Below are 23,827 nucleotides of genomic sequence, written 5' to 3' on the forward strand. Positions count from 1 at the left end.
CTTCCCGTTACTGCGCGGCCGTCGTTTCGTCGATGATGACCGCCTGGCCCACCTCGAGCTCGCCCTTCACGATCTCGGTGACCTTGCCGTCGCTCGATCCGATCTCCACCGGCACCGATTGCGGCACGCCATCGCGCATGACCCAGATCGTCCGGCTCGCCCCCGTTTCCTGCCGCGCGCTCGGCGCACGGAAGCGCGGCGGGCCGGGCAGGATGCGGCGCAGGAGGCTCGTCTGCTCCGCGGGGGCGTTGGATGCCTGCGGCGCGTAGCGCAAGGCCGCGTTGGGAACGAGAAGTGCATCCTTGACCTCGGTGACGGTGATCTCGGCCGTCGCCGTCATGCCGGGACGCAGAAGCAGCTCGGAGTTATCGACTCCCAGAATGGCCTTGTAGGTGACGACGCCTTGCACGACTTCGGAGGCATAGCGCAACTCCTCGATGGCGGCGGGGAACTTGCGATCCGGGAATGCATCGACGCTGAATTCCGCTTTCTGCCCCTTCTTCACCTTGCCGACGTCAGCCTCGTCCACATCGACCTGCAGTTCCATCTTGGTCAGATCCTCGGCGATGGAGATCAGCACCGGGGCCTGAAGCGAGGAGGCCACAGTCTGGCCCGGCTCGACAGCGCGCGACAGCACGACGCCGCGGATGGGCGACACGATGCGCGCCTTCTCGAAATTGGTTTCGTTGATCTTGAGATCGGCTTCCGAGACGCCGAGATCGGCGCGTGCGCTATCGAGGCTCGCGATGGCGCGATCGTAGGCGGCCTGCGCCGTATCCACATCCTGGACTGACGCCCAGCTTTTCGTGACGAGGGCCTTCTTGCGCTCAAGCTCGGCCTTCTTCTCGACGACGGTTGCCTCCGCGTCGCGGATCTTCGCCTGGCTGGCCACCACCTTGGCGCGCGAGCTGTCGAGCGTGGCCTTGAGCTTGTCGGTGTCCAGCTCGACCAGGAGATCTCCGACCGCAACATTGGAGTTGTAGTCCACCATCACGCGGCGGACCGTGCCCGAAAGCTCGCTCGAAATGTCGACCTGATTGGTGGGCTGGACGGAGCCTGTCGCCGTGACGAGCACCGTGAGATTGCCGCGCGTCGCCGGCTGCGTCGTGTATCGCGTGCGCTCTCCCGATCCGGACGAGAGCGCGTACCAGGCAGCGAGCAGAACGAGCGCCGCAATACCAGCGCCGATCCACGGCCAGCGCCGCCGCGGCTCTCCTTCGAGACCGAGTGCTGCGGCGATGTCGTCCGGCGCCTGCTCGACAGGCGGCAGCGCGCTCTTCTGCGGTTGAGCCTCTTGAAGCGGCTTTGCCGCTGTGGCCGATCTCATTCGTTCACCCCGTTGGGCACCGCCGCGGCCCCAGTATCGACTGTCGGCGGCGCACCATTCCCCTGATCACGATCATCCCGATCGGCGGCCTCACTTCGTGCGACGGGGAAACGTCCGGCCGGACCTCAATCCGTCGCATTCGAGCTCTCCTTGGACAAAGCCGGAATATCTTTGTGCTACAGGGGGAAAAGCCGACTTTTTGTGGCGGGGAAACACTTCGTTACACGATGCGACAAACTGCGACGCCTCACCGCGCCGTCAGGCTCGTCCGACCCGTTGGTCCTTGAAGCGCTCCGTCATGCCCGGCCTTTCCACCAGCCCTTCCTGTCGCGAAGGATCTCGCGTGCCGCGTTGTGTCCGGGAACGCCCGTCACGCCGCCGCCGGGATGAGCGCCCGAGGCACACAGGTAGAGGCCGGGCAGCGGCATGCGATAATCGGCATGGCCGAGAACCGGCCGCATGGAGAAGAGCTGATCCAGGCTCAAGGCGCCGTGGAAGATGTCGCCGTCGATCAGGCCGAAGCGTTGTTCCAGATCCCAGGGCGAGAGCACCTGGCGGCCCACCACGCTCGCCTTGAAGTTCGGCGCATGCCGCGTCACCGTATCGATCACGAGATCGGCGAAGGCTTCCTTCTCATGCGGGTTCGACCAGGCGCGCGGAGCGGGTAGATGCGGCGCGACGTGCTGCACGAAAAGGCTCGCCACGTGGCGGCCCTTGGGGGCCAGCGTGGCGTCCAGCATGGACGGAATGAGAATCTCGACGACGGGCTCCTTCGACCATCCGTCGCGCCGCGCGTCGAGATAGGCGCGCTCGAGGTAGTCGAGCGTCGGCCCGATCACGATGCCCGAGGCGAGGTGGTCCGTGCCCTCGCGGTTCGGACGGCAGGTAAAGTCCGGAAGCTCCGACAGCGCGACGTTCATGCGGAACGTGCCGGAGCCGGACTTGAGGCCCGCGAGCCGCTGGTGCAGGCCGGGATTGACCGCGCCTTCAGGGACCAGGCGCGAGAAGAGCAGCTTCGGCGGAACGGCCGCCGCCACGGCACGGGCGCGCACGGTTTCTCCCGAGGCGAGCACGACGCCCGCCGCGCGGCCGTTCTCGACCAGGATCTCGCGCACGGGGGCATCGGTGCGGATCTTCGCGCCCTTCTCACGCGCGGCTGCGGCGATGGCCGCGCTGATCGCTCCCATACCGCCCACCGCGTGACCCCAGACACCCGGCTTTCCGTTCACCTCGCCGAAGCAGTGGTGCAGCAGCACATATGCGGTGCCGGGCGTGGTTGGTGCTGCGTAGGTGCCGACGATGCCGTCGAACGCGAATGCGGCTTTCACGGTCTCGTTCTCGAACCAGCGAGCCAGAAAGCCTGCGGCGCTTTCGGTGAACAGCGCCGCAAGGTCGCGCTGTGCCTCGAGCGGGAGCTTCTGGACCGAGCGCGAGAGGCGTGCGCCCTTCCATAGCTCGCGCAGTCCGCCGCCTGCGTTGGGCGGCGTTTCCAGGAGAAGGCCCTTGAGCACGCTGGCTGCGCGATCGAGCGCGGCGTCGTAAGCGGGCAGCCGCGCAGCGTCCCGCTCGGAGAACGCGGCAATCGCGCGCTGACGCGCCGCGAGACCGTAGGGCATCACGAGCGCACGCCGGTCATCGACGGGCCAGAAGTTGGCGACCGGACGCTCGACGATCCTCAGTCCATGGCGAGGCAGATCAAGATCGCGAATGACCTTGGGGTTGAGGAGGCTCACGGTGTAGGCCGCGACCGAGTTGCGGAAGCCGGGATGAAACTCGTCGGTGTAGGCGGCGCCGCCGACGTTGGCGTTCTTCTCCAGCACCACCACATCGAGGCCGGCCGCAGCCAGATAAGCCGCCGCGGTGAGGCCGTTGTGGCCCCCGCCTATGATCGCAACGTCGTGCAAACCCAATCGCCCTCTCGCAACGCCCTGCGCGCCGCGACGACGACATCGGGCTCAGCCCCACGTGCAGCGCGACTCGTAGCAGGATTTCCTCGCCCCGCCGATGGTGCAGCTCGACCGCACGAACCGGCAGACCCGACAGCTATAGGAGGACAGGCATCCGCGATAGCTCCCGCCTTTGCGAAATTGGCAGGTGGTTATCGTCTGGCAGTCGCGGCCGGGATTGATGGCACCGCCCGGACCTTCCTGGGCAAGGCCGCGACCTGCGGAGAACGCGGCGGCGGCGAAGATCAGCGTCAAGCTCGCGACGCAGATGGTAGCTTTGCGCAACGTCGACATGGCTTTGGCCTCGTGGCTTCATCCATGCGCCAATTTTCTGCCACAATTGGGCTTCTGGCAACCGGGATGATCCGCTATCCCTACCCCGGCGGGTCCAGCAAAGATCCCAATGCTGAAATTCTGCCGTAAACACCTGCAATTCTTATATTTTTCAGAACCCTGTCATGACGAGAAACATCATGCATTCCATCTCTTTGCGGATTTTGGCTGTGGGCGCGGCCGTGCTTCCCGGACTGCTTGCGGCCGGCGGCGTCCGCGCAGAGACCTCTTCACTCACCGAGAAGATCAACGCGTATGTGGGCTGCATCAACCGGCTCTCGGAACGCGCCTACGACTCCCGCGAGCGCTACTTCAGCTGGGTGGGCAAGAAGGGTCCGACGGGGAAAGAGCGGATCATCTACGGCACGTACACGATCTACGACACGGCGGACTGCAAGAGCGGCGTCGAGAAAGCCAACACGCTCGACCCGCGCAATGCTGAGCTCGAGGCGGCGGCCTCAACCTATGTGGACGCGGTGGTCGCGCTCGAGCCTCTGCTCAAGGACGCGGACGACTATTACTCTCAGGAGAACTACAAAGACGACAAGATGGCCAAGGGCAAGGCGCTGCATCCCCAGCTCGTAGCCGCGTGGACTGCGTTCGCGACCGCTGACGCGAAGCTGCGGTCTGGCATCGATGTCGTGCAGGACATGCTGGCTGCGGAAGACCTCGTCAACATCGAGAAGGAGGAGGGCCGCAAGGGGCGCTATCACATCCAAGCGCTCATGATGCATGCGAAGCGGCTTATGCGCGCCCAAAGCACCGACAAGCCGGATCTTGCAAAGATCACGGCCGCCCTCGGCGAATACGAAGCGGCGACCAAGGCGGCCGACAGCTATGCCGAACAGAACAAGGACAGCAAAATCGGATCGAGCTTCGTCAGCTCCGCCAAGTCGTTCCTGGTCACGAGCAAGCAGCTGATGCGCCGCGTGCGCGACAAGGTCCCCTACAGCGACGGCGAGAAGATGATCCTCAACTCCGGCGGCGGCGGCTGGATGGTGGAGGGCTCGCCCGACCGGCTCATGCACGACTACAATCAGCTCGTCGAAAGCTACAACCGCGGTCCTGGCTTCTGAGGCTGGCCGCGAAAAGCTCGAGGCGCGCTGCGTTATCATCACGGCGCTATGCGCAAGATTGCAGCGTGCCTGGATCCCGACCTTCGCCGGGATGACGTTCCTTTTTGGAGCCTAGGTTGCCCCAATTCAACGTCCGCCGGCTGCATGGCGCAGCCATGCCGTGGCTTCGCATGGACGGCCGCGATGACGCTCTTTTTTGTCGATCCGGCTGCCTCAATTCAACGTCATCCCGGCGCAGGCCGGGATCCAGACACGCCGGCGCGGTGCGCTGACCGAGAGTGAGTTGCGACCCGCCAACGGGCAATGGGCCACGCGGAAGCTGGCCACGCCTGCGTGGAGAAACCGCGTGCCGTAACCTGCGGCGCGGCAAGACGGAAGCGAGGCGCAGGCCGTGCTTCGCCTACTCTGCGGCGACCTTTTTGTTGGGCTGAACGAGCGTCATGTAGTCGTTGAGCAGCGTCTCGGAGATCTGGGCAGGCTTGAACTTGAAGTCGCCGATCTCGGAGACGGGCGTCACCTCGGCAGCGGTGCCGGTGATGAAACACTCCGAGAAGGTTGCCAGCTCGTCGGGGAGGATTGCACGCTCCCGCACCTCATAACCGCGCTTCTTCGCAAGCGCGATCACCGTGCGGCGCGTGATGCCGTCCAGGAAGCAGTCGGCCTCGGGCGTGTGGATCACGCCATCCTTCACAAAGAAGATGTTGGCGCCGGTGCACTCGGCGATGCGGCCGCGATAGTCGAGCATGAGGGCATCGGCATAGCCGGCCCGCTCGGCGCGGTGCTTCTCGATGGTGCAGATCATGTAGAGACCGGCGGCCTTGGCCTTGGTGGGCGCGGTGGCCGGATCGGGACGGCGATACTTGGCGAAGCCGATGCGGATGCCCTTCAGCCGCTGCTCCATCGGGAAGTAGGAGCCCCAAGTCCAGGTGGCCACTGCGAGGTGAATCTTGGTCTGCTGGGCGGCCACGCCCATCTGCTCGCTGCCGCGCCAGGCGATGGGGCGGACATAGCAATCGACGAGGTTGTTGGCAGCCATCGTATCGCGGCACGCCTGATCGATCTCGGCCACGCTCTGCGTGATCTCGAATTCGAGGATGCGGGCGCTCTCGACGAGGCGCTCGGAATGCTCTGTCAGCTTGAAGATCTCGCCGCCGTATGCGCGCAGGCCCTCGAACACCGCGCTGCCGTAATGCAGCGCATGCGTCAGAATGTGAACATTGGCCTCGCGCCAGGGCACGAGCTTGCCATCCATCCAGATGAAACCGTCACGATCGTGGTAGGGAACGATCTCAGCCATGATGACGTCCTATTGGGTTCCGCAGTTCGCACTCGGCATTGGGCTCGTCGTCCTGCTCGACCGCCGAGACGGGTCTTCCGGACGGGTCCGGCCAGGTCGCTCCCCGCAATCGAGGTTGCGGGGCGGCAGAAAACGGAGCAATGCGCCCCGTTTCGGCATGTGACGGCCGCTTGAAAATGACTTGCCAGAAGTACCAATGGCATTCAAATATGTCAACATGGCTGACATAACTCGTGACCCCTCCGGTGCCCGACGCCAGAACCTGACGCGTGACAGCGCCCAGGACGCGCCCTCTTCAGCCAACGGACGAGCCGACCTCATCACGCACGTGGAGCTGTTTTTTTTCGCCTATCGTGATTTCACGGGCGATCCGGACGCGGTGCTGGCGCAATACGGCTTCGGGCGGGCCCATCACAGGGTGCTGCATTTCGTCCATCGCAATCCCGGCCTCAGAGTTGCCAACCTTCTCGAGATTTTGAAGATTACCAAGCAGTCGCTTGCGCGCGTGCTGAAGCAGCTCATCGGCGAGGGCTTCATCACGCAGAGGGCCGGAGCGGAGGATCGCCGCGAACGGCTGCTCTATGCGACCGTCAAAGGCACGCGGCTCGCTGAAAAGCTCACCGCCTTGCAGGTGAAGCGCGTGGAGGCGGCCCTTGCGGCCGCGGGACCCGAGGCGGAGGCCGCAACCAAACGCTTTTTGCTCGCCATGATCTCCGAGGAAGACCGGGCGCAAGTGGAAGCTCTCGTCCGCGTCTCACCGGCAGGCGACAAGGCCAGCGGGGAGAACCGTTGATGACCTCGTTATCAGACCGACGCTCCGAGCCGCTGCCGGACGATGCTCCGCATGTGCTGATCGTCGACGACGACCACAAGATCCGCGATCTGCTCGCGCGCTATCTCTACTCTCAGGGCTTTCGCGTGACGACGGCAGCCGACGCCGAGATGGCCCAGGCCTCGCTCCGGGGACTCGATTTCGACATCGTGCTGCTGGACGTGATGATGCCCGGCATCAGCGGGCTCGAGCTCGCACGCCAGATCAAGGCGGTGCGCGACATTCCGATCTGCATGCTGACAGCCCGCGCGGAGCCCGAGCAGCGCATCGAGGGGCTCGAGATCGGCGTCGACGACTACGTGCCGAAGCCGTTCGAGCCGCGCGAGCTTCTGCTGCGCATTCGCAACATCCTGAAGCGCGGCCAGAGTGCGCAGGCCGTTCAGGCGCCCCCGGTTTCCGACGAGGTAAGGATGGGAACCCTCGTGTTCCACATCGCGCGCGGAGAGCTCAAGCGCAACAACGAGACGATCAAGCTCACCGAACGTGAACGGGATCTCTTGCGCCAGTTCGCGCAGAAGCAGGGCACTCCCATCCAGAGGCATGAACTGGCGACCGACGAGACGACCGGAAACGACCGGGCGATCGACGTGCAGATCAATCGCCTCCGCCGCAAAATCGAAACCGACCCCTCGAACCCGGTCTACCTTCAGACCGTGCGCGGCAAGGGATACATCCTGTACGTGGATTAGAACGTGGACCTTCTCGGCCCCTTCACCAGCGCGTCCGAACGAGCCGGGAAGGCATTCCGCTTCTTTTCGGAAAAATCCGCTCCGGCTCTCAGCCGGCTCAAGGGGCTGCACCAGAGCTTCGTGGGCCTGTTTGCCGAGCTGATGCCGAAGGGCCTCTATGCCCGCGCGCTCATCATCATCATCGCACCGATCGTCGTGCTCGAAGGCGTGATCGCGTTCGTGTTCATGGAGCGGCACTGGCAGAACGTCACGCGCCGCCTCTCCGAGACGACGGCGCGGGACATCGCGGCGCTGATCGACATCTACGAAGGCTCGCCGCCGGGCAAATACGACGAGATCATCCGCATCGCGCGCGACCGGCTCAATCTGTCCATGCAGATCCTGCCGCCCGGCGACCTGCCGGAATCGCGGCAGAAGCCGTTCTTCGATCTGCTCGACCGCGCACTCTCGCGCGAGATCTCGCGGCAGGTTCAGCGGCCGTTCTGGATCGATACGGTGGGACAATCGCGGCACGTGGAGATCCGCGTGCAGCATGCCGACTCCATCCTGCGTTTCCTCGCCGTGCGCACGCAGACCTATGCGTCCAACTCGCACATCTTCCTTCTCTGGATGGTCGGCTCGTCGGTGATCCTCTTGACCGTCGCCATCCTGTTCCTTCGCAACCAGATCCGCCCGATCCTGCGTCTTGCCGAAGCGGTGGACGCTTTCGGAAAGGGCCGCCCCGTGCCGGACGATTTCCAGGTCCGGGGCGCGCGCGAGGTGCGCCAGGCGGCGGCAGCCTTCCTCGAAATGCGCAACCGCATCCGCCAGCACGTGGAGCAGCGCACGACGATGCTGGCGGGCGTGAGTCACGACCTGCGAACGGTGCTGACCCGCTTCAAGCTCGAGCTCGCGTTCATGGGCGAAGGGCCGGACGTCCAGTCGCTCAAGGCGGACGTGGACGAGATGCAGCACATGCTGGAGGACTACCTCGCGTTTGCGCGCGGCGACGGCGGCGAAGAGGCGAAGCCCACGAACCTCACCGAGCTGCTCGAGGAAATCCTGGAGGAGTCGCAAGTCTACGGCACGGCAATCGAACTCAAGCTCCGCAAGCGGCGCGGCGACGTGATCCTTCCGCTCAAGCGGCAGGCCTTCAAACGCGCCATCACCAACCTTGTCTCGAACGCGGTGCGCTACGGCGATCAGATCGTGATCCGCGCCGCCACCGAAGGGCGATGGCTGCGTATCGAGGTCGACGACAACGGACCGGGCATCCCGGCATCTGAGCGGGCGAATGTGTTCAAGCCGTTCTACCGGATCGACAGGTCGCGCAACCAGGACGACGGCAACAGCGGCCTCGGGCTCGCCATTGCCCGCGACATCGCGAAAAGCCACGGCGGGGACATCACGCTCGGCGAGAGCTCCATGGGCGGGCTTCGCGCCATCATCTCCGTGCCGCTCTAGAGGCCGCTCTCTCCCCGTAATCCGCTGGTCTGCCTCGGGGTTTTTCCGCTCTCGCCGCCTCACGGGATGTTGAGTTACGTTACATCCCGTCTAGACGTAACGTTATTTCATGAATGTCCCGATCAGACGGGACTTGTTCCGTTCCTTCATTGAGAGGAGAGGTTTCATGACCTCACCAACCGTTACGAGGATCACCGCACTTGCGGTCGCGTCCGTGTTCAGCCTGCCAGCCACTGCGGCCGACGCCGTCTCGCAGAAGCTTCCGGATGCCACCGCCTGCACCAAAACCGTCAACGCCATGGGCGCCAGCATGGGGCACACCAGCGAAACAGCACCGGACGGCCGGCCGATCTATCGCTTCGTGCTTCGCACCAACGGGCTCGACTACGAGGTGATGTGCGATGCCGCAACCGGCGTCGTCGGCGACGTCTCGCCCCGCGCCACACACTGATCCTGATTTTGCTTTTAAAACAGCAGGCTACCCTCGGGTGGCCTGCTTTTTCGTGCCGATATTTTCCCGGCGATCCCGTGCTACACAAGTCCGTGATTGGGAAAAATGCCGCGTTGCGCGAACTGTTACAGTATAGCATAACCCTAGGGGTGAGGGTGATGCTGCACTTGCAGCGGCGTCGATACCCAAACGGCCAGAAAGCGGGACCGCCACCCGCCGATGGCATGGCACTCAATGCGGCGGCCGCGGACCCGACAGGCTATCCTCCTTGCTGCGTTAGGTCCCCGCCGCATCGATGTCAAAAGAACCCGGTCGCCGGAGCTTTCGGGCTCATCCGGGTTCAAACGAGGACACGTAGCCGCGGGCGTGCGCGATCTGACACGCCATGATCATTTCGCCAGCTCGCGGCTGCGCCCCTCTCCCGCAAGCACAGCTTTCGTCATCAGCTCTCCGAGACCACCTTCGGCCATCAGCACGCCGAGCGCCGCTGCCGTGGTGCCGCCGGGCGACGTCACGTTCTGGCGCAGGACGCTCGCGTCGAGATCCGAGCGGTGCAAGAGCTCGCCCGCTCCCGAGACGGTAGCCCTGGCGAGGCGCTTCGCCAAACCGGCCTCCAGCCCTGCGGCGATCCCGGCCTTCTCCAGACATTCGGCGAGCAGAAACACATAGGCGGGTCCCGAGCCGGAGACGGCCGTCACCGCATCCATCAGCTCCTCCTTCTCGACCCACGCGACCTCTCCCACGGCCGACAAGAGCGCTTCGCACAAGCCCTGTGCGGCAGGTGTCACGTGGGCGTTCGCAGCGCAAACCGTGATGCCACGGCCGATAGCGGCAGGCGTGTTGGGCATGGCGCGCACGACGGCGGCGCCTTGCGCCAGATGCTTTTCGAAACTCTGCAGCGTGCGCCCGGCCGCGATGGAGATCGTCAACGTCTGAGGTCCGGCGAGGCGGGCAACCGGCGGAAAGACGGCGTCCATCACCTGAGGCTTGACCGCGACGAGGATCACCCCCGGCGCCTCGGAGAGGCGTTCAATGCGCGGCTCGGCTGGAATGCCGTACTTGGCGAGAAGCGCTGCAACCTCGGACGGCGGAGACGGGTCCTGGACGCGGACGCGCTTGGGATCGAGGCCGCGCGCGATCAAACCCTCGATCAGGGCGCCGCCCATCTTGCCCGCTCCGACGAGAAGGAGGGGACCGTTGAATGTGAATGCCATTGTGCCGTGCCGTTCTGCTTCTCTGCGGGGACCGCCGCAGACGCAGCTCAGCTTTGTCCAGAGGCGGCTTAGGCTTGGCCCTCGGTCTGGAACATGGTCGAGACGAGCGCTTCCCGGCTCTCCTTACCCGCCCAAACGACGAACTGGAAGGCCTGATAGTAGCGCTCGCAGGCTTCGAGAGCGGCCTTGAGGATGGCTTCGCACTGGCCCGGCGTGATCACGGCGCCATTGAGCAGCAGCGCGTGGCGGAACATCACCAGGCCTTCCTGGGTCCACAGATCGAAATGGCCGAGCCAGAGCTGCTCGTTGATCTGGGCAATCAAGCGGTACATCTCGTTGAGGCGCGTCTCGGGCACCCGGAAATCGAACGCGCAGGCCAGATGCAAGGCCTCGAGGTCATCGCGCCAGTTGAGCGAGACGTGATAGTCGGTCCAATTGCCGCCCACGACCAGCGTCAGCTCGTCGTCGCCCGTGCGATCCGTCTGCCAGTCATAGGTCGCGGCAAGCTGCTCCACCAGATCGATCGGGTGAGTGATGCGCTGATTGCCCTTTTCGGACGATGCCATTCTGGCTCCTTCAACCTGCTCGGCGACCTCGTTCGGCTGCCGGCATTCCTGATCGCCGCACTGCACGCTCTGCCGATGACCTGATTGGGGCGAAACTCGACTTGTCCCCGGGTGCTTCGCGTTCTCAACGGCTGAGCAAAGGCACCGCAGCTCCCCTGTCGAGCCAGCCTCGCAACGGGGAAAATTGACCCGCGTTTCGAAGCACTCTGAACGCCGCAGACGAAAACAGAGGGGCGCACGAGTCGCAAGCCGATGGCGGTTTTGTCCACGAGCAAAGTGGGCAAAATGGTGTCGCGACGCTTAAGGCGCAGCGTTTGCGCAACTCGCTGACGCCAAATGTTGAAAAGTCGATTTTCCGATGTGGAAACGGCGGCCGCGCACTCGACAAGCGGAACGAAGCACCGAGGCATCTCGTGCCGAGACGCGCGAAGGGCTAGAGCCCGATCACTCCCGATCGCCGCTCAAGGCCATCAGTAAGATCGAAAATTCACGCTTCGGACTGATAGGGTCCGAAGCGATCATGGGACTTCAGTGAGACCGATGATTCACGCTTCGGACTGATAGGGTCCGAAGCGATCATGGGACTTCAGTGAGACCGATGATTCACGCTTCGGACTGATAGGGTCCGAAGCGATCATGGGACTTCAGTGAGACCGATGATTCACGCTTCGGACTGATAGGGTCCGAAGCGATCATGGTCTAGACACCCGAGCGCGGCGTGCTGCCTTCGAGCGCGGCCACGCGGGCTTCGAGAGCGGTGATGAGACCGGCCAGCCGCTCGTTCTCGGCGCGAGCCTTCTCGGCCATGGCCTTCGCAGCCTCGAACTCCTCGCGCTTCACGAGGTCCATGCTCTCCAGCAGCCGTTCGGCCTGCGCGCGCATGACGCCCTCCACCTCGCGGCGGACACCTTGAGCGGCACCGGCAGCGTCCGTCATCAGCTTGGCGACTTCATCGAGCAGACGATTTGAGGTCTGGGTCATCGGGGTTCCTTCCGCTGGCGCGCCGGGCGACGCGCTTTTTCGTCTGATACTCCGCCGCCGCTGGCATGGGGAGCGTCGCAAGAGCCGCAGTCCGCTCCGGGCGCGTGCGGCCTGGGGTCTGCTGTCATCTGTCCGGACTATGGTGGTTCGCAGAGCACGGTTCAAGCGCCCGGGCGAGGATCGCTTGACTCGCTTGCCGAGACCCGGCAGCGTCCGCCCGCCGCTCCGGCTGGCACTATGAGCCATTGAACGCGAAAGGGAAATCCGCAAGCGCCATGAACCTTCTCGCCATTCCCTTTCCAGATTTCGATCCGGTTGCCATCTCCATCGGGCCGTTCGCCATCAAATGGTACGGCCTCGCCTACCTCGTGGGGCTGATCCTCGGCTGGATCTACGTCAGGCGGCTGCTGCAGCAGCCGCAGCTCTGGCGCAACAACACGCCGCCCTTCAGCCTCGAGAAGGTGGACGACCTCCTGCTCTACATCACGATCGGCGTCATCGCGGGCGGGCGGCTCGGCTATGTCTTCCTTTACGAACCCGGCACCTATCTCGCCGCCCCGCTCGACATCTTCGCGGTGTGGAAGGGCGGCATGAGCTTCCATGGCGCGCTCGCGGGGTGCGGGCTCGCGGTTTGGCTGTTCGCCGTGCGCAACAAGATCAGCGCGCTCAGCGCCATGGATCTCGGCACCGCAGCGGTGCCGATCGGGCTCTTCTTCGGGCGTCTCGCAAACTTCATCAATGGCGAGTTGTTCGGCCGCGTCTCGGATGTGCCGTGGGCAATGGTGTTTCCGCATGCCAAATGGCTCCACCCCGCGATCGAGCCCGCAACCCGCCATCCGAGCCAGCTCTACGAGGCGGCGCTGGAGGGCCTCGCTCTTTTCCTCGTGCTGAGGCTCCTCACGCACACGTTCGGCGCGCTCAAGTCTCCGGGGCTGGTGACGGGCGTGTTTCTCTCGGGCTACGCGCTCGCGCGCTCGTTCTCGGAAATCTTCCGCGAGCCGCACGCGGAGCACCTCTTCAACATCGGCCCCTTCACGGCGGGGCAGGTGTACTCCCTGCCGATGCTGCTCGGCGGGCTCTACCTCATCTGGCGCGCCCGCCAGCAGACCAGCGCCGCGCGGACATGACAGCCGAGACCACCAACGCGGAGACGCCGCTCGGCGCGAAGCTCAAGGCCCGCATCCGCCGCGATGGCCCGATCGACGTTTCGGCGTACATGCTCGCCTGTCTGGCCGATCCGGAGCACGGCTACTACAAGCGCCGGTCCGCGATCGGCGCGGCGGGCGATTTCGTCACGGCGCCCGAGATCAGCCAGGTGTTCGGCGAGCTGATCGGGCTGTGGTGCGCCGTCGTGTGGCAGCAGATGGGCTCGCCGGGCCGGGTCAATCTGGTCGAGCTCGGCGCGGGGCGGGGAACGATGATGCGGGACGCACTGCGTGCCGCGCGCCTCGTGCCGGCTTTCCGGAGCGCGCTGTCGGTTCACCTTGTCGACAGCAACGAGACGCTGCGCAATCTTCAGCGCGTGACGCTGGCCGAATGCGGCGTGCCCGTTCATTTTCATGGCGACGCCGTCTCAGCGCTCACGAGTGAGTCGCATATCCCGGATCATCCGACCATCGTGCTCGCCAACGAGTTTCTCGACGCGCTTCCGGTCGCGCAGCTCGTCTATGCAGAGGGGGACTGGCGGGCCCGCAAGGTAACCGTCGATGCCGGGGGCGCGCTGCAGTTCACGCTCGATCGCGGTGCCCGGCTGGACCCCGCCTTGCTCCACGAGACGCCGACAGCTCCCCGGGACGGGGATATTCTCGAAGTCTGCGCAGACCATGAGGCCGTGGTCGCCGCCGGTCTTCGCAGCCGCGCGAGCCTCGCGCCGCTCGCGGCGCTGTTCATCGACTACGGGCACACCGCAACCGGCTTCGGCGACACGCTGCAGGGCGTGGCGGGGCAGAAGCACGTTTCGCCGTTCCACCGGCCGGGGGAGACGGACCTCTCGGCGCAGGTCGACTTCCAGAGCTTCGCCAAGAGCTGCGCCGCGGCCGGTCTCGCGGTCGATGGCCCCATGCCGCAAGCGGAGTTCCTGGGGCGCCTCGGCATCATCGAGCGCGCTTCGCGGCTGATGTCGGCCAATCCGGCGATGGCGTCCGAGATCGAAGCCGGCGTGGCGCGCCTGATCGCGCCCACGGGCATGGGCTCCCGTTTCCTGGTGCTCGGCGTGCGCTCGCCCGCGCTTCCTCCGTTGCCCGCTTTCGAGCAGGCCGACGCATAAGGTATAAGCCGTTTCATCTGATCCCAATCAAGAACAGTGAGCCCATGCTGAGCCCCCTCGAGGCCGATAGCCTCTCCATCCTCCCCGGCATCCGTCACGGCTTCTTCACCCGGCAGGGCGGCACCTCCCGCGGGATCTACGCCAGCCTCAACTGCGGAGCGGGCTCCAAGGACAACGCCGTGTCGGTGATCGAGAACCGCTCCCGCGTGGCCCAGCATCTCGGCAGCTTTGGAGACGATGTTCAGACCATTTACCAAACCCACAGTGCGGAGGCGCATGTCGTGGACCGGCTCGTCCCGCGCGACGAGCTGCCCAAGGGCGACGCGCTCGTCACCAAGACGCGCGGCCTCGTGATCGGCATCCTGACGGCCGACTGCGCGCCAGTGCTGTTCGCCGACGCGGACGCGGGGGTCGTGGGGGCGGCTCACGCCGGATGGCGAGGCGCCCTCGGCGGCATTCTGGAAGCCACTGTGGCCGCCATGGAGGGCATTGGCGCTGATCGCACACGCATTTTTGCCGCGCTCGGTCCCTCGATCGGGCCCAAGTCCTACGAGGTGGGCCCCGAGTTCGTGGCCGCGTTCGAAGCCGCGGACGCAGGCAACGCCCGGTTCTTTACCATTCCCAAGGGGCGCAAGACGCCCCACTTCGACCTGCCCGGCTATGTGATGCATCGGCTCGGCCGGCTCGGCCTGCGCCGCAGCGAGCAACAGTCTCCGTGCACCTACGAGAACGAATCGATGTTCTACAGCTTTCGGCGAGCAACACATCGAAATGAGCCCGATTACGGGCGCCAAATCTCCGCCATTGTTGTGGCCTAACTGCAAAATCCACAATCGCGTTGTGGATGTTGCGGACAGAATTAGCCACGACACCGTTTTCACCTCGATTCCGTCTGGACGCACGGCGGGCGGGTAGATACAGGACTCGGTAGAGGGTACCGGCAGCGTTTTAGGAGAAATGGCCGCAAAGTCTGTACGCCGGCCGCCGGAGAACAGCGGATCATTCACAGGGGGACGTCATCGTGACGACCATTGATGCTGCTGCGGCATGGCGTGGTAACAGATCAGTCGTGTTCGCAGTCTTCGCAACTTTCGTGGCTTTCGGCCTGGGCGGGTGCGAGACGGGTGCCAACCTGTTTGCGAACAACGCCGCCGACCCGAACGCGTCACTGTCCACTGGACAGCCGCCGGCGGCTTCCATCTCGCAGACTCCGAAAATCGCCATCGCTCCGGTGATCGGCGCGCCCGATGCGGTCGCAAAGCAGCTTCAGACGCAGCTCACGAGCGCCATCGAATCGCAGCGGATCACCGTTGCCAAGGGCGCGAACGACAAGGCTGAGTTCACTCTGCGCGGCTACGTGGTGTCGGCACGCGAGAAGGGACGCACGAAGGTTTCCTACATCTGGGACGTCACCGATCCCTCGGGCAAGCGCGTGAACCGGATCACCGGCGAGGAAGTGCTCGCGGGCGCCCAGTCCAAGGACCCGTGGGCCGCAGTGACCCCGCAGGTTGTTGATACGATCTCGAGCAAGACGGCGGGCTCGCTCGCCACCTGGCTGCCGACGCAAGGTGCATCCGCGCCCGTTGCCATGGGCGGCTCGACTACGGGTGCTGCGGTTTCCCCGCAGACGGCTCCGGCGGTCGCTGGCTCCGTGCAGACGGCTGCGACGCCGACGGCTTACGCTCAGCCGCAGGCGACGGCCAACCCCATTCCGCCGTCCGCGGCAGGCGGTCCCACCACCGGCAGCATCGCGCGTGAAGGCGCGGTGACGGCCATGGTGCCGAGCGTGACCGGCGCGCCCGGCGACGGCGGCGTCGCGCTTACCAGCGCGATCCAGCGCGAGCTGACCCGCAACGGCCTGGCTCTCACCGAGACGGCTTCGGCTCAGACCTACAGGGTCGAGGGCAAGGTCGTGGTGGGCGAGGGCCAGAACGGCAAGCAGCCGATCCAGATCGACTGGAACGTTAAGGATCCTCAGGGCAAGAAGCTCGGCACGGTGTCGCAGAAGAACGAGATTCCTCAAGGGTCTCTGGATGGCGCCTGGGGCAAGACCGCCGATGCGGCGGCCGCTGCCGCCGCCCAGGGCATCCTGAAACTGCTGCCGCCGCAGAGCAAAGTGAACTGATCGTTCGTAAGGTGGCGCGGCGTGAGGGGCGCTGGCCACACTTCAACAGAGTCTGCTAAACATGCCGGGCCCGGGTGGTTTACACACCCGGGCCCGCGCGTTAGAAGGCGCGTCATCGAAGTGTCGCATGAGGAGCGTCCATGCCATTCGATGCGCGTGGAGATAATGGCAGGGGCGGCCAGACCATGAAGATCGTTGCCGGAAACAGCAACCGGCCGCTGGCTGAGGCTATTGCACAGTATCTCAAGATCTCGCCTGCGAAGTCTCAGGTGAAGCGCTTCGCGGACATGGAAGTGTTCGTGGAGATCCAGGAGAACGTGCGCGGCCAGGATGCGTTCGTCATCCAGTCGACGTCGTTCCCCGCCAACGACAACCTGATGGAGCTGCTGATCCTGATCGACGCGCTGAAGCGCTCATCAGCCCGGCGCATCACGGCGGTCATTCCCTACTACGGCTATGCGCGGCAGGACCGGAAGCCCGGCCCGCGCACGCCAATCTCGGCGAAGCTCGTCGCCAACCTGATCGAGCGCGCCGGCGCAGATCGCGTGCTGACGCTCGACCTGCACGCCGGGCAGATCCAGGGCTTCTTCGACATCCCGACCGACAACCTGTTCGCGGCACCGGTGATGGTGCGCGACATCGAGGACCGCTACGGCAGCAAGAACGTCGTCGTCGTCTCACCCGACGTCGGCGGCGTGGTGCGCGCGCGTGCGCTTGCCAAGCGCATCGACGTGCCGATCGCGATCTGCGACAAGCGGCGCGAGCGGCCGGGCGAGTCCGAGGTCATGAACGTCATCGGCGACGTGCAGGGCAAGCTGTGCATCCTCATCGACGACATCGTCGATAGCGGCGGCACGCTCGTGAACGCTGCGGAAGCGCTGCTGGCCAAAGGCGCGACCGAGGTCAGCGCCTACATTACGCACGGCGTGCTTTCAGGTGGCGCCGTCTCGCGTATTCAGAATTCGCGGCTGAAATCGCTCGTCATCACGGATTCGATCCTGCCGACGGCGGCGGTGCAGGCTGCGCGCAACATCCGAGTGCTCTCGATCGCTCCCCTGCTCGGCGAAGCCATCCAGCGCACCTCGCGCGAGGAAAGCGTCTCGAGCCTCTTCTACTGAGCGAGGAAGACGAGCGGGCTCTCTTGGAGCCTAGCTCAGCGGGCCGCTGATCACGGTCACCTTCAGGCGTGCGATGCCCATCTTGGCGAAGCCGAGCTTTTCGGCCGTGGCGCGCGAGACGTCCAGCATGCGGCCTTTGACGTACGGCCCCGAGTTGTTGATGCGCACGAGCGCCATCGCTTCCGTCTTGGGGTTCACGAGCACCAGGATCGTGCCGTTGGGATAGACCGGGCTCGCGGCGTTGTCGGGAAGGTCGGCGCGCATCTCCTCGCCGGACGAGAGGATCGTGCAGGGATTGCCGGGATCGACCTTGCAGTCGTCGTAGAAAGAGGCCGTCACCACCTCCTCGAAGCCGACGAGCTTTTCCATCTCGGAGCTGGTTTTCACGCGATGGCAGACGCTGTTGTAGCAGTAGGTCTTGCCGGGCTTCTTCGCGCGGGCGGTCTCAGCGAGCGAGGCGAGACCGAGTGTTCCGGCGGCGAGCGCGATGGCCGCGCCGCAGACAATGCGGACCGAAGCAGATTTCACGTAGCGTCCCCCGACGTTCCCAGTGACAGGACGCAGAAAGTCTTCGATTCTTAGCAAGAATGTGGCCGTGCCGAAGTTATCTCCAGCCCGGCCCATTGGCGTTGCGTGGCTGCCGCACTCTCAGCGCGAGAGCTTCTTCGCCTTGAGCTCGGCGAGATAGTCGCCCCAGCGCTTGTCCTTCTGCAGCGAGAGCATGTGCAGATAGGACCATGTGTAGAGGCCGGTATCGTGTCCGTCATCGAACACGATGCGGACGGCGTAGTTGCCCACGCCGCGCAGCTCGCGGATCTTCACGTTCTTCTTGCCCCCGACGGTGACGCGCTGATCCTTCGAGTGGCCTTGCACCTCAGCGGAGGGGCTCAGCACGCGCAGGAACTCGGCGGACAGCTCGTGATCGTCGCGCGTGGCGAAGGTCACGTGCAGGGCTTCGCCGCCGTGCACGATCTCGAGCTTCGGCGGCTTCATGCCACGGCCTGCGGCGCGCTCGAGCTCGGACCACGCCTTTGCGGCGATCTCGCGGAAGATCTGCGCGCTCGGGCTGTCGGGCGCTGTCGCTGTGACGGGCCGGCCGGAATCCGACGTCTCGCGCACCTCGATGGTAAGCGGCACCTCGCCGAGGAACGGCACCTCCAGCTTCTCCGCCTCGGCCTTGGCGCCGCCGTGGCCGAAGATGTCGTAGCGCGCTCCCGTATCGGGCGCGATGAAGTAGCTCATGTTCTCGACGATGCCGAGCAGCGGCACGTTGACCTTGCGGAACATGGCGAGACCCTTGCGGGCGTCGATCAGCGCCAGATCCTGCGGCGTCGAGACGATCACGGCGCCGGAGAGCGGCACCTGCTGGGCGATGGTGAGCTGCACGTCGCCGGTGCCGGGCGGCATATCGATCACCAGCACGTCGAGATCGCCCCAGAGCACCTCGCGCAGCATCTGATTGAGCGCGCCGACCACCATGGGGCCGCGCCAGACGATGGGCGTGCCTTCCTCGACCATGAAGCCCATGGACATGGCCTTGATGCCGTAACCTTCCATCGGCAAGAGCTTCTTGTCGGCGCTCGCCTCCGGCTTTCCGGTGATGCCGAGCAGGCGCGGCTGGGAGGGACCATAGATGTCCGCGTCCATGATGCCGGCCTTGAGGCCGATGGCCTGGAAGCCGAGCGCCAAGTTGGCAGCGACCGTAGATTTGCCGACGCCGCCCTTGCCCGAGGCGACGGCGACGATGTGCTTGACGCCGGGCACGCCCTGCGTCTGGCGGACGGGCGCTGCGGCCTGCTGCTGCGAGGGGCGGTGGCCGGCATCGCCTGCGGTGCCACGGGCGCGTGCCTCGGTGACGCGCGGATGCTCACGGCCATTGCCAGAAGAGGGCTTGGGCTGAGGCGGCTCGCGGCCAGGAGCGGCCTCCGCGGTGAGCACCGCGACCACGCCCGCAACGCCCTCGATCTCCTTCACGACCTTCTCTGCTGCACCGCGCAATGGCTCCAGCTCCTCGGCGCGCGAGGCGGGCACGGTGATGGAAAAGTAAACGCGGCCGTCCTTGATCAGGATATCGGAAACCAGGCCGAGATCGACGATGTTGCCGTCCAGATCGGGGCCTTTGACGCGGCGCAACCGCTCCATGACCTGGGACTTCAAATCGGACATGCGGTGCTCCTGGTTTTTCCTTCGTGGGCGGCCCGCAGGCGGCCTCGCGGGCGTCTGTGGCTGCCGGGACTCAAACGCTCTGGCTCTAAGTCATGCGGGAGAAACTCGCAATGGCGGAGTTCTCGCGCAGGCCCCTTTCGGATATAGGAAACCAGCCTATGCTCCGCCAGCGGAGACCGGCCAACATGGGAGAGATATCAATGGACGGACTGCTGGCGCTGAGCCGCGCGATCGACCGCGTCTCCGCGTCGATTGGACGCTCGGTCGCGTGGCTGATCGTGGCCGCCGCCCTGATCAGCGCCGTCAACGCCGTGGTGCGCAGACTCTTCGATTGGAGCGCGAACTCGCTGCTCGAAATCCAATGGTGGCTGTTCGCGGCCGTGTTCCTGCTCGCGGCGCCCTGGACGCTCGCGATCAACGAGCACATCCGCATCGACGTGGTGAACAGCCGGCTTTCCGCCCGGACGCGCAACATCATCGAGCTCGTGGGGCACATTTTCTTCCTGCTGCCGACTGCGGCGCTGGTCGTCTACACATCCTGGATCTTCTTCGCGACCTCCTTCGCCCAGAACGAGCAATCGCCCAACGCGGGAGGACTTGCGCTGTGGCCGATCAAGGCGCTGATCCCGGTCGCGTTCGCGCTGCTTTTCCTCCAGGGGCTTTCGGAGCTGATCAAGCGCATCGCCATCATGCGCGGAGACCTGACGGAAAAAGGGGAACACCAGGGCTATCACGACGACGCGGTAGCCGCGGGCACGGAGGCCCCGCACGGGTCGCACGACACGAGACGCCACGACCACTGAGACGGGCGGCAACAGGCTGAGCCTGAGCCTCAGCGCCAGACGACAACGGGGGAACGACGACGCATGACCGCCTTTCTGGCCCAGAACCTCGCGCCGATCATGTTCGCGTCGCTGGTGATCTTCCTGCTGCTCGGCTATCCGGTCGCGTTCTCGCTCGGAGCGGTGGGGCTGGTGTTCTTCGTCGTTGGCGTGGAACTCGCGCCGCACTCGGACGGGGTCATCACGCTCTCCTGGCATCTCCTGCAATCGATGCCCGGGCGCATCTTCGACGTGATGCGCAACGACACGCTGCTGGCGATCCCCTTCTTCACGTTCATGGGGCTGATCCTCGAACGATCGGGCATGGCGGAGGATCTGCTCGAGACGGTGGGGCAACTTTTCGGCACGCTGCGCGGCGGCCTCGCCTACGCTGTGATCTTCGTCGGCGCGCTGCTCGCCGCCACCACCGGCGTAGTCGCGGCCAGCGTCATCTCCATGGGCCTGATCTCGCTGCCGATCATGCTGCGCTACGGCTACGACCGGCGGCTCGCCTCGGGCGTGATCGCGGCGTCCGGCACGCTAGCGCAGATCATTCCGCCGTCGCTGGTGCTGATCGTTCTCGCCGACCAACTCGGCCGTTCGGTCGACGATATGTACAAAGCGGCCATCCTGCCGGGGCTGACGCTCGCCGGTCTCTATGCGGCCTACGTGTTCATCGTCTCGATCATCCGTCCGGACGCCGCGCCGGGCCTTCCCGCGGAGGAGGTCGGGCATCGCGAGGCGGATGGGTCGCGCGGTCTCACCTCACTCAGCATCTTGACCATTCTCTCGGGATTGTTCGCAGCCTGGATGATGCACGGCTCGTCCTATTCGGGGATCGATCGCGGCATTCTCGCCATGGCCTGGGGCATCATGTTCGCGCTCGGCGCCGCCTTGCTCAACCGCGGTCTCATGATCGTCACCGGGCGCGGGCTGCTTTCGGCCATCGCCGAGCGCGTGACATTCGTGATGGTGCCACCGCTGCTCCTGATCTTCCTCGTGCTTGGCACCATTCTCGTCGGTATTGCAACGCCGACGGAGGGCGGCGCCATGGGCGCGGTCGGCGCTCTCATCCTCGCGGCTGCCAAGCGCTACAGCGATTCCGACGCCCGCCGCTTCAATTTCCAGATCGTGCGGCAGGCCGCGGAAGCCACCGCGAAGCTCGCCGCGTTCGTGATGTTCATCCTGATCGGGGCACGCATCTTCTCGCTCACCTTCTACGGCGTGAACGGCCACATCTGGGTGGAGCATCTGCTCACCTCGCTGCCGGGCGGCATGTACGGCTTCCTGATCGCCGTGATGATCCTCATCTTTCTGCTGGCGTTCTTCCTCGACTTCTTCGAGCTGTGCTTCATCCTGGTGCCGCTGCTGAAACCAGCGGCCGAAGCGATCTTCCGTACATCTCCAGAGGCCATCGCCATCGCCAAGAGCTTCGGCTTCGCCGTGCTCACCCGGACCGATAGTGCGGGGGTCGTGACGGAGATGGTTGCGGACGTGACACCTTTCGTGGTCTGGTTCGGTGTGCTTCTGGCCGTCAACATGCAGACGAGCTTCATGCATCCGCCTTTCGGCTTCGCGCTGTTCTATCTTCGCAGCGTCGCGCCCCGGGAAACCTATCAGGACAAGGTGACGGGGCGCCTGATGCCGCCGGTCACCACGAGCGATATCTATTGGGGCGCCGTTCCCTTCGTGTGCATTCAGCTCGTCATGGTCGGGCTGATCATGGCGATGCCCTCGCTCGTGATGCCAAAGCCGGGGGCTCACAAGGCTCCGCCGCCAACGTCCATTTCACGCCCGCTTTCCACAGCGCCTGTGGGCGATCGTGGATTTGCGCTGCCCGGCGCGCCGCCGGCGATCGAGGGCGCACCCGACGTTCCCTGGAGCGGCCCAGGCGCGCCAAGCCTCGACATGCGGGAGCTTCCGAGCTTCACGGCACCCGAGCGCACGCTGCCGCGGACTGCCCCCGCGCCTTGAGCAGATCAAGCGGATAAATTGCCTCCGCATGAATCCCGATGAAGGGTTTCTTTGCGCTGCACCGTCGATCCCCTATTCACGAGACCGCGCGTGCGTGCGATTGTCGCCCGCGCGTGCGAATAAGCATTTCGGAGGAGTCGGATTGCTTCTCGCGCGCGCATCCGCCGCTCCCAGTGAGACGCGTGGGCCTGCTCGCAAGAAGCTCGCTTCGAGCCGCGGGCGATACGCGAAAATATCATGGGGCGATTGCGCAACAGTGTGATGATCCGTTGCGCAACGTCACAATTTCACACTGGAGATGCTATTCACTCTCTTGCTAAGTGGGAGGCAGGATCGAGCTCGGCGCGAGGCGCGCCAGTCGGATGAACGCAAGCGGGGCATTCGATCCATTGCATCCATCACAACGTAGTGCGTCTCCAAAATCAGCGCGTTCCGAAAGTCATTCATGCGGAAGACAAGAAGCTTCGCGTCTCCGACGCTCAAGAACGAGAACATCGACAAGCTCGGAGCGCCTGTCGAGGTTCGCCGTCATCCCGGCGCACGCCGCCTCACGCTGCGCGTGAGCCGCACGCGGCGCACTGTGATCGTCACCCTTCCTGTTCAGTGCGACATCGACGAAGCCGGCTCGTTCATCACGCGCAACATCGACTGGGTGCGCGAGCGTCTGGACAGCCTTCCCACCGCCGTGCCGTTCCGTGACGGCGTGTTCATTCCGTTGCGCGGCGAAGCGCATCGCGTCGTTTTCTCCGGGCTTTCCCGCCGCGCACCGGTCGAGCGCAAGGTTTCCTCCTCCTATCCCGAGCTGTGCGTTTCGGGCCAGGCCGAGCATGCGCCGCGGCGCCTCAAGGACTGGCTCGCAAAGGAGGCGCATCGCGATCTCGAAGAGCGCGTCGCCTTTCACGCCAAGCGCCTGCGCGTCTCGCCTAAGCGCATCGCCGTTCGCGACCAGGCGAGCCGCTGGGGCTCCTGCTCGACGACGGGCGTGCTGTCGTTCTCCTGGCGGCTCATCATGGCGCCTGCGGATATTCTCGACTATGTGGCGGCCCACGAGGTGGCGCATCTCAAGGAGATGAACCACGGACCGCGTTTCTGGGCGCTGGTGCGCCAGACCATGCCTGGGCTCGACGAGGCCAAGCGCTGGCTGCAGATCTACGGCATGGACCTGCATCGCTACGGTGCGCTGGACGAGGCCTGAGAGTTGC

At 65.0% G+C, this 23,827-nt stretch carries 22 protein-coding genes; 13 read left to right on the forward strand and 9 right to left on the reverse strand.

The features are described 5' to 3' along the window. Positions 1–7 precede the first annotated feature (7 nt). The 3 genes from PE058_RS21110 to PE058_RS21120 form a co-directional block, all read right to left on the reverse strand. Positions 8–1,327: an efflux RND transporter periplasmic adaptor subunit gene (locus tag PE058_RS21110; protein ID WP_271029452.1), complete on the reverse strand. Its 1,320-nt coding sequence runs from the start codon at positions 1,325–1,327 to the stop codon at positions 8–10. A gap of 296 nt (positions 1,328–1,623) precedes the next feature. Then, entirely contained in the window at positions 1,624–3,237 is a 1,614-nt protein-coding gene (locus PE058_RS21115) for a phytoene desaturase family protein (RefSeq protein WP_271029453.1), read from the reverse strand. A gap of 45 nt (positions 3,238–3,282) precedes the next feature. Next, a complete protein-coding gene (locus tag PE058_RS21120) occupies positions 3,283–3,567 on the reverse strand; it encodes a hypothetical protein (RefSeq protein ID WP_020084737.1) in 285 nt (94 codons plus the stop codon). Between the two features lie 179 nt (positions 3,568–3,746). Between PE058_RS21120 and PE058_RS21125 the strand changes: the two genes are divergently transcribed. Further along, complete coding sequence (locus PE058_RS21125; RefSeq protein ID WP_020084736.1) at positions 3,747–4,682, forward strand: YiiG family protein; 936 nt, start codon at positions 3,747–3,749, stop codon at positions 4,680–4,682. A 400-nt stretch (positions 4,683–5,082) separates the two neighbouring features. On the opposite strand, the gene PE058_RS21130 is transcribed toward PE058_RS21125, so the two are convergent. Further along, entirely contained in the window at positions 5,083–5,979 is an 897-nt protein-coding gene (locus PE058_RS21130) for a branched-chain amino acid aminotransferase (RefSeq protein ID WP_020084735.1), read from the reverse strand. A gap of 196 nt (positions 5,980–6,175) precedes the next feature. Here PE058_RS21130 and PE058_RS21135 point away from each other — a divergent pair, with 196 nt between their 5' ends. The 4 genes from PE058_RS21135 (at position 6,176) to PE058_RS21150 (ending at position 9,394) form a co-directional block, all read left to right on the forward strand. Beyond that, positions 6,176–6,772 (forward strand): MarR family winged helix-turn-helix transcriptional regulator, encoded by a 597-nt coding sequence (locus PE058_RS21135; RefSeq protein ID WP_020084734.1) that lies wholly within the window; start codon positions 6,176–6,178, stop codon positions 6,770–6,772. Next, entirely contained in the window at positions 6,772–7,500 is a 729-nt protein-coding gene (locus PE058_RS21140) for a response regulator (RefSeq protein ID WP_020084733.1), read from the forward strand. Before PE058_RS21135 ends, PE058_RS21140 begins: the two co-directional genes overlap by 1 nt. Before the next feature lie 3 nt (positions 7,501–7,503). After that, the gene (locus PE058_RS21145; protein ID WP_020084732.1) at positions 7,504–8,943 is read left to right on the forward strand and encodes an ATP-binding protein; all 1,440 of its coding nucleotides are present in this window, start codon (positions 7,504–7,506) and stop codon (positions 8,941–8,943) included. Between the two features lie 166 nt (positions 8,944–9,109). Beyond that, positions 9,110–9,394 (forward strand): hypothetical protein, encoded by a 285-nt coding sequence (locus tag PE058_RS21150; protein ID WP_271029454.1) that lies wholly within the window; start codon positions 9,110–9,112, stop codon positions 9,392–9,394. 389 nt (positions 9,395–9,783) lie between these two features. On the opposite strand, the gene proC is transcribed toward PE058_RS21150, so the two are convergent. From proC to PE058_RS21165, 3 genes are all read right to left on the reverse strand, one after another. Continuing rightward, the gene (proC, locus tag PE058_RS21155; protein WP_271029455.1) at positions 9,784–10,608 is read right to left on the reverse strand and encodes a pyrroline-5-carboxylate reductase; all 825 of its coding nucleotides are present in this window, start codon (positions 10,606–10,608) and stop codon (positions 9,784–9,786) included. A gap of 68 nt (positions 10,609–10,676) precedes the next feature. Then, positions 10,677–11,174, reverse strand: a complete 498-nt coding sequence (locus PE058_RS21160) for a YbjN domain-containing protein (RefSeq protein ID WP_271029456.1) — start codon at positions 11,172–11,174, stop codon at positions 10,677–10,679. 699 nt (positions 11,175–11,873) lie between these two features. Then, complete coding sequence (locus PE058_RS21165; RefSeq protein ID WP_020084728.1) at positions 11,874–12,155, reverse strand: accessory factor UbiK family protein; 282 nt, start codon at positions 12,153–12,155, stop codon at positions 11,874–11,876. A gap of 275 nt (positions 12,156–12,430) precedes the next feature. Between PE058_RS21165 and lgt the strand changes: the two genes are divergently transcribed. The 5 genes from lgt to PE058_RS21190 all read left to right on the forward strand — a co-directional run bounded on the left by lgt (position 12,431) and on the right by PE058_RS21190 (position 17,664). Beyond that, entirely contained in the window at positions 12,431–13,282 is an 852-nt protein-coding gene (gene lgt, locus PE058_RS21170; RefSeq protein ID WP_020084727.1) for a prolipoprotein diacylglyceryl transferase, read from the forward strand. After that, positions 13,279–14,421 carry a class I SAM-dependent methyltransferase gene (locus tag PE058_RS21175; protein WP_271029457.1) on the forward strand — a complete coding sequence of 381 codons (1,143 nt, stop codon included), beginning with the start codon at positions 13,279–13,281 and terminating at the stop codon, positions 14,419–14,421. Before lgt ends, PE058_RS21175 begins: the two co-directional genes overlap by 4 nt. Positions 14,422–14,465: 44 nt before the next feature. Continuing rightward, positions 14,466–15,239 (forward strand): peptidoglycan editing factor PgeF, encoded by a 774-nt coding sequence (pgeF, locus tag PE058_RS21180; protein WP_271029458.1) that lies wholly within the window; start codon positions 14,466–14,468, stop codon positions 15,237–15,239. A gap of 203 nt (positions 15,240–15,442) precedes the next feature. Further along, entirely contained in the window at positions 15,443–16,546 is a 1,104-nt protein-coding gene (locus tag PE058_RS21185) for a hypothetical protein (protein WP_020084724.1), read from the forward strand. 185 nt (positions 16,547–16,731) lie between these two features. Further along, complete coding sequence (locus tag PE058_RS21190) at positions 16,732–17,664, forward strand: ribose-phosphate pyrophosphokinase (protein ID WP_020084723.1); 933 nt, start codon at positions 16,732–16,734, stop codon at positions 17,662–17,664. A 30-nt stretch (positions 17,665–17,694) separates the two neighbouring features. Here PE058_RS21190 and PE058_RS21195 read toward each other — a convergent pair whose 3' ends face one another. Together PE058_RS21195 and PE058_RS21205 are read right to left on the reverse strand one after the other, a co-directional pair. Then, positions 17,695–18,192 (reverse strand): septal ring lytic transglycosylase RlpA family protein, encoded by a 498-nt coding sequence (locus PE058_RS21195; protein ID WP_271029459.1) that lies wholly within the window; start codon positions 18,190–18,192, stop codon positions 17,695–17,697. 120 nt (positions 18,193–18,312) lie between these two features. After that, the gene (locus PE058_RS21205; RefSeq protein WP_333780409.1) at positions 18,313–19,830 is read right to left on the reverse strand and encodes a P-loop NTPase; all 1,518 of its coding nucleotides are present in this window, start codon (positions 19,828–19,830) and stop codon (positions 18,313–18,315) included. A gap of 185 nt (positions 19,831–20,015) precedes the next feature. On the opposite strand from PE058_RS21205, the gene PE058_RS21210 reads away from it, so the two are divergent. From PE058_RS21210 to PE058_RS21220, 3 genes are all read left to right on the forward strand, one after another. Continuing rightward, complete coding sequence (locus PE058_RS21210; RefSeq protein WP_271029460.1) at positions 20,016–20,633, forward strand: TRAP transporter small permease subunit; 618 nt, start codon at positions 20,016–20,018, stop codon at positions 20,631–20,633. Positions 20,634–20,696: 63 nt separating this feature from the next. Further along, positions 20,697–22,625, forward strand: coding sequence for a TRAP transporter large permease (locus PE058_RS21215; protein ID WP_020084719.1), 1,929 nt, complete (start codon positions 20,697–20,699; stop codon positions 22,623–22,625). A 445-nt stretch (positions 22,626–23,070) separates the two neighbouring features. Continuing rightward, a complete protein-coding gene (locus PE058_RS21220) occupies positions 23,071–23,820 on the forward strand; it encodes a M48 family metallopeptidase (protein WP_020084718.1) in 750 nt (249 codons plus the stop codon). Positions 23,821–23,827: the final 7 nt, after the last annotated feature.

It is taken from the genome of Hyphomicrobium sp. DMF-1 (assembly GCF_027886585.1).
In the GTDB taxonomy this organism is placed as follows: domain Bacteria; phylum Pseudomonadota; class Alphaproteobacteria; order Rhizobiales; family Hyphomicrobiaceae; genus Hyphomicrobium_C; species Hyphomicrobium_C zavarzinii.